This window comes from Mycobacterium sp. NAZ190054, assembly GCF_001545925.1.
Lineage (GTDB): Bacteria > Actinomycetota > Actinomycetes > Mycobacteriales > Mycobacteriaceae > Mycobacterium.
The window spans coordinates 1-6207 of sequence record NZ_LMVQ01000217.1 but is presented as its reverse complement, the minus strand read 5'-3'; the positions used below and the strand labels follow the sequence as shown (position 1 = coordinate 6207).

Genomic DNA, 6207 nt, shown 5'->3' with positions numbered 1-6207 from the left:
GTCGGGGTCGGGCGGGCAGTCGCAGCCCGGCGGCGGACAGCCGCAAGCTCCTCAGGAGGCGCCGGTGTCGCCGATGTCGGCGGCCGAGCAGGCGGCTCAGGGCGCGGGACAAGGTGCGCCGCAGGGAGGTTCGCAGGGTGGTTCACCCAGCGGCGGGTCTCAGGGCGGCTCGCGGATCGCCTCCGACTCCTGATACAGCTGCTCCATCTGCAGCTGGATGGCGCGTCGGGCACCACCGTCCATCGGCGTGGTCATCAGCTGGTGCTGCAGCGCCTCGTACTGGGCCCGGACCGGCGCGTTGGCCGCCTTGGCCTGGTCGTGCGCGACGGCCAGCTTCTCGGCCTCGGCTGCCAGCTGAGTCCACTTGCCCGCCAACGCCTGCAGCCAGCCACCGAACGACTTGAACTTCACGTACGCGGTCTCGGCCGCGACGCCCTCCCAGTTCTGGATCTTGATCTCGAACGGGACCGCCGCCTCGGCCAGTCGGGCGGCGTTGGCGCTCCACTCCGTCGCCGCGCTGCGCAGCGCCGCGGCCTGATCCCCGTCCGTCAGCTTGTTGTCGGTCTCGATGGGGTCGAGGATGTCGCCGTCGGCGGCAACGTTCTCGAACCCGGGCATCGGTGGGGGCGGCGGCGGTGCCGGTGTCGCGTTGGCCCCGATGGGTACGGGTGCCGGCGCCGGTGACGGCGTACCTCCCGGAATCGTGCTGTCGATGTTGCCCGCGGACGCTTCGTCGACGGTCCGGTAGGCCTTGCCGACCAGTCGCAGGGTTTCGGCCAGCCGGCGGCTCTCGGCCATGCCCCACTGCTGCTCGGCGCCCAGAGCCTGGGCGTTCTTGATCAGATTCCGCACCGACGCCGTTGTCGGCGTGAGTTTGTCGGGGTCCGTCACCGTGACGGTGGCGGGATCCCTACCCCACGGGATCTCCTCGATCATCAGCGCCTTGCGCTCGAGGTCGTCGGGGTCGACCTTCAGTTCACCCGCCATTACGCGTCCTCCTGACGTCGCGCATGTCCGTCATGGCTCGAGAACCATCTGGTAGCGGCTTTCCTCACGCGGATTGATCAGCCGGATCGGCAGCTGTTTGTGCCGCGGCGTCGCGATGAAGGTGTCCCGCAACATCACCCGACCGACACCCGGTTGCGGCCGCAGGTAGGTGGTCGCGTTCGGCCACGCCACCTTCGCCACCTGCCCGATCCGGCCGTTGACGAAGCCGGCGAACTCCTGGAACTGCGGCTGCAGCGTGACGACCGCACCCGCGGCCGCCGATCTGACGACGAACTGCGTGAACAGCCGGGCGTTACCCAGGTTGATGCTGACATCCACGTCGTCGAACGGCATGTACACCGGGTAGCGGTCCGCGGTCTCGCCGACCAGCACACCGGCGGACCCGATCGGCAACTCGTAGTGCCGGTCGGTCACCGGGCTCTCGCCCAGCAGGGCCGCCCGCTGGCCGCCGTACAGGCACGAGAACCCGCGCGGCGTCGACGGATTCGCGAGCGTCGTCAACAACACGGTGGATTTCGGCACCGACCCGGGCACGACCCGCACCCGGGTGAGGGTGTGATCGGCGCGCGCCGCCCACCAGACGTCCGGGCCGCCCGGGGCGTGGTAGGCGGCCGTGAAGGTGCTGCAGCCCTTGACCATCGACCACGCCTCGCGTTCGAAGCTGATCTCGGTCGCCCGGTCGAAGTCGTCGAAGCTGCGCGCCGGCCGGGCGTCAACCCCCTTGCTGGCCAGGTGATCTGCGATCCGGGTGGTGGACGACACCAGGTACTGCGCCAGGCCGGCCACTCCCTCGTTGCGCCGCAACGCCGACTTCCGCGTCCTGTCGGGGTCGGCGCGCAGCACGATCCAGGTCCGGCGGTTCGCCGGTGCGGGATAGGGTCCGACGACCTGCTCGTAGAGCGCGACGAGCGCGGCCGGGGCGGTCTTTCCCACCCGGTAACCGGCCGAGACGATGTCGGCCTCCAGATCCGGGCAGTACGCGGTGAGCAGCTCTTCGACCAGCCGGGTGTCGACGACGTCGTCGGTGGCCGCCGCACCGTTGACGATCACGGTCGGGGTGAACGGCCGCGGCACCAGTTCGATCGCCGAGACCAGGTAATCACCCTGCCAGCGCAGCGCGACGTGTTCCGCCGGGATCGCGGTCGCGCCGACGGCCGGCTCGGACGGCCGCGGCGGCGGCTGCTTGTGCCGACGCCGCCACGCGAACAGAGACGCCACCCAGCCGGTGGGGCGGCGGCCGCGGATCGTCACCACCGATGCCAGACCGATCAGCACCGACAGGGTGATCCCGAGCCACATCAGGTCCAGCGGCGCGAAGAGCAGCAGGCAGGCGGGGATCAGCACCGCTGCCCACAGCGCGTGGCCGGTGCTGAACCGCAGTCCGAAGATGGACAGGAATCCGCTCATCGGCGCCTCAGCGCGCGCCGCGCCAGCGCGCCGATACCCAGCAGCGCCGCCACCCCGGCGCCGGCCACCACGACCATGGTGATCGGGCTGCGGTCCGGCGGCGGTACGTACACCGGCGGCGGAATCTCCTTGACGTTGTACGGGATCTCGGTCGGCCCGGGCGGAACCTCCCACGTCAGCGCCGCCACCGGGTCGATCACCCCGGCCCCCACGACGTTGTTCACGCCGCCGCCGGGATGGCGTGCGGTGGCGGTGATCCGGTTGATGACCTGGGCGGGCGTCAACTCCGGGAACCGCTGCCTGATCAACGCGGCCAGCCCCGAGACGTAGGCCGCCGAGAACGAGGTGCCGCTGATCGGGATGGGCCCGTCCTCGCCCTGTAACGCGTTGACGGGGTTGCCGTCGTAGCCGAGCGCGATCAGGTTCTCGCCGGGCGCCGAGGCCCCGACCCAGGGACCGTGCATCGAGAACCCGCTCGGCTGCCCGTTCGGGGCGATGCTGCCGACCGTCAGCACCAGCGGCGAGTACCAGGCCGGCGACACGATGGTCTGCACCTGCTGCCAGCCTCGCGGATCGGCCGGTGCTGCGGCGTCGGGCGGCGGGTTCTGCGTGCAGTCGCTGCCGGTGTTTCCCGCCGCGACGATGATCACCGAGCCTTTGACGTTGACGGCGTAGTTGATCGCGGCGCCGACGACGGCTTCGTTGATGGGGCGGGTCACCTTGTAGCAGGCGGCCTCGCTGATGTTGATCACCTGCGCCCCCAGGTTGGCCGCGTGCACGATGGCCCGCGCGAGGCTGCGCAGCGAGCCCGCGGTCTGGGTGGCGTTGGGATCGTTGGGGTCGTTGCGGGCGCCCATCGGGGAGAAGCTGTCCGACGTCTGCCGCAGCGACAGGATCCGCGCGTCGGGAGCGACGCCGACGAACGCGTCCGTCGGTGCCGGCCGGCCGGCGATGACGGCCGCGGTGAGCGTGCCGTGCGCGTCGCAGTCGGACATGCCGTTGCCGCCCTGGTCGACGAAGTCACCGCCGGGTTCGGCGGGCACCCGGGCCGACCCGTTCACGCCCGTGTCGATGACAGCGACGGTGATCCCGGCCCCGGTGGCGAACCTCTGGGCCTCGGGCAGGCGCAGGTAGTCGGTCGCCCAGGGCCGGTCGGCGAAGTTCGAGTTCGGGAACACCGTCGGCGCAGCACAGATGCGACGCTGCTCCATCGGCTGGTCAGGGCCTGTTTCGTCGGGCGGAATCGCCGCCGGATCGATGATCGGCGGCTCGATCGCGCCCGCGGGCGGGGCAGTCAGCAGCACCAGGGACAGCGCAGCGATCAGCGCACCACTACGCCGCACGCGTTGTCACCCCCCGAACGACCTGACCGCAGCGATGGACGAGCCACAGCAAACTCGCCGCCCACCGTCGGGAAGCCCAAAAAGTCAGCTCCCGGCTACGCGTTGAATGCACATCGGCAATGCTAAGGGTGCCGGGACAGGGGCCATTCCACTTTCTTGGCGCCGAGATTGCGGCTAGGCCGGCCCGTACTCGCGTTTTTGCTGCTGGAATGCAATTTCGGCGAAGCGGGTGGGGCTACGCGTCGAGGTCTTTCTGGACCAGCTCGGCGATCTTGTTCACTGCGGCCTCGTCCTCGGAGAACACTGTGACCTCGGCCCCGTTGCCCGCGCCGAGCGTCATGATCATCAGCGCCGAGCCGGCATCGACGGGTTCGCCGCCGTCCATCGACAGGGTGACGGGGACGCCGGCCTCGACGGCGGCCTCGGCGATGATCGCGGCAGGGCGGGCGTGCAGGCCGATGGCCGATCCGACGATGACGGTCTTGCTGGGCATGGACTCTCCTTACAGGTGATGCGGATGGACGGTCAGGCGGTGACGAGTTCGGGTTCGGTCTTGGCGCCGGCCTTGATGAACTGCTTGGCCGCGACGACGGCCAGCGCGGCCGCGACCGTGCCCGCCGCGAGCGCGATGACGAACCCGAGCTTGTTGTCGATGGCGAACAGCACGAAGATGCCGCCGTGCGGGGCGCGTGAGGTGGTGCCGAACGCCATGCACAGCGCGCCGGTGACGGCGCCGCCGAACATCATCGACGGGATCACCCGCAGCGGGTCGGCCGCGGCGAACGGGATGGCGCCCTCGGAGATGAACGATGCGCCGAGGAGCCAAGCGGCCCGGCCGTTCTCACGCTCGGGCTCGCTGAACAGCCGGGGCCGGACGGTGGTGGCCAGCGCCATCGCCAGCGGCGGCACCATGCCCGCGGCCATCACCGCTGCCATGACCTCGAACGACGCGGTGGTCTCGGCGGCCAGCCCGGCGGTGGCGAACGCATACGCCGCCTTGTTCACCGGGCCGCCCAGGTCGAAACACATCATCAGGCCGAGGATGATGCCGAGGACGACCGCCGAGGTACCGGACAGTCCGGACAACCAGTCGGTCAGGCCGGTGTTGATCAGCGCCAGCGGACGTCCCACCAGGAAGAACATGATCAGGCCGACGAACAGCGACGCGCCGAGCGGGACGATCACCACCGGCATCAGGCCCCGGAACCACTGCGGCACCTTCAGATTGCTGATCCACAGCGCGGCGAAGCCGGCCAGCACGCCGCCCACGATGCCGCCGATGAAGCCGCCGCCGACGAACACCGCCAGCGCCCCGGCGGTGAAGCCGGGCGCGATACCCGGCCGGTCGGCGATCGCGAACGAGATGTAACCGGCCAACGCCGGAACCAGGAAGTTGAACGCCAGCCCACCGAGGGTGAACAGGATCGCGCCGAGGTACTCGGCGAAGCCGCCCGGCGGCAGGTTGGTCAGCGAGTTGTTCAGCGCGATGTCGTTGCCGGTGTCGGAGATCTCATAGCCGGCGAACAGGAAGCCGAGTGCGATCAGCAGACCGCCGGCCGCGACGAACGGGATCATGTAGCTCACGCCGGTCAGCAGGATCTGCCGGGTGCGGGTGCCCCAGCCGACATCCCCCGACGGCGTGTCCGGTGCCGCCGCGCCGGACCCCTCGACCCGCGCGGCATTCGGATTGTCGGCCGCCGCAACGGCTTCGGCGATCATCTTGGCGGGCTCGTTGATCGCCCGCTTGACCCCGGACGCGACGACAGGCTTGCCGGCGAAGCGGCCTCGGTCCTTGACCCCGACGTCGGTGGCGAAGATGACCGCGTCGGCCCCGGCGATCGTGTCCGACGGCAGCGGGGTGCTGCCCGACGAGCCCTGCGTCTCCACGGCCAGGGTCACCCCGGCCTCCTTGGCCGCGGCGGCCAGCGCGTCGGCGGCCATGTAGGTGTGGGCGATGCCGGTCGGGCACGCCGTGATCGCGACGACCTTCTTCGCGGCGGGCTTCTCGGCCGGGGCAGCCGGCGCAGCGGCAGCGGTGGGGGCGGGGCTGACCACCCCGTCGACGAGTCCGACCACCTCGTCGGCCGAACCCGCGTTGCGCAGCGACTCCACGAAGTCCTTGCGCACCAACGCTCGTGCCAGGCTGGAGAGCAGCTTCATGTGTTCCTGCCCGCCGGATTCCGGCGCCGCGATCAGGAAAACCAGATCCGCGGGGCCGTCCGGCGCACCGAAGTCCACGCCGGGGGTGAGCCGGGCGAACCCGATCGTCGGGGCGTCCACGTACGGGGACCGGCAGTGCGGGATCGCGATGCCGCCGGGCAGGCCGGTGGCCGGGTGGCGTTGACCGTGCGCCGACCCGCGGAGGTGCAATCCTGGGCACGCGGGTACGGGGACCGCGTGCTGGTGCTGACCGTCGATGTCACGGAGGCAGATCAGGTCCGGGGCGCGG

The 6207-nt window shown here is 70.6% G+C and carries 5 protein-coding genes and 1 pseudogene; 1 reads left to right on the top strand and 5 read right to left on the bottom strand.

The genetic code is table 11. From position 1 onward, the window contains the following. Positions 1-193, top strand: a pseudogene (locus ASJ79_RS33975) (hypothetical protein); the annotation flags it as partial. Here the strand turns inward: ASJ79_RS33975 and ASJ79_RS16015 are convergent. The 5 genes from ASJ79_RS16015 to ASJ79_RS15995 form a co-directional block, all read right to left on the bottom strand. After that, positions 160-987, bottom strand: a complete 828-nt coding sequence (locus tag ASJ79_RS16015; RefSeq protein WP_231750871.1) for a PPE domain-containing protein — start codon at positions 985-987, stop codon at positions 160-162. The pseudogene ASJ79_RS33975 and the gene ASJ79_RS16015 overlap by 34 nt on opposite strands. Positions 988-1017: 30 nt before the next feature. Then, positions 1018-2415 carry a type VII secretion protein EccE gene (eccE, locus tag ASJ79_RS16010; protein ID WP_067956892.1) on the bottom strand — a complete coding sequence of 466 codons (1398 nt, stop codon included), beginning with the start codon at positions 2413-2415 and terminating at the stop codon, positions 1018-1020. After that, positions 2412-3758, bottom strand: a complete 1347-nt coding sequence (gene mycP, locus ASJ79_RS16005) for a type VII secretion-associated serine protease mycosin (RefSeq protein ID WP_067956889.1) — start codon at positions 3756-3758, stop codon at positions 2412-2414. Before mycP ends, eccE begins: the two co-directional genes overlap by 4 nt. Positions 3759-3993: 235 nt before the next feature. Next, complete coding sequence (locus ASJ79_RS16000; protein ID WP_067956886.1) at positions 3994-4251, bottom strand: HPr family phosphocarrier protein; 258 nt, start codon at positions 4249-4251, stop codon at positions 3994-3996. A gap of 32 nt (positions 4252-4283) precedes the next feature. Next, on the bottom strand, positions 4284-6194 hold the full coding sequence (locus tag ASJ79_RS15995; protein ID WP_082753863.1) for a fructose-specific PTS transporter subunit EIIC: 1911 nt from the start codon (positions 6192-6194) through the stop codon (positions 4284-4286). Between the last annotated feature and the right edge of the window lie 13 nt (positions 6195-6207).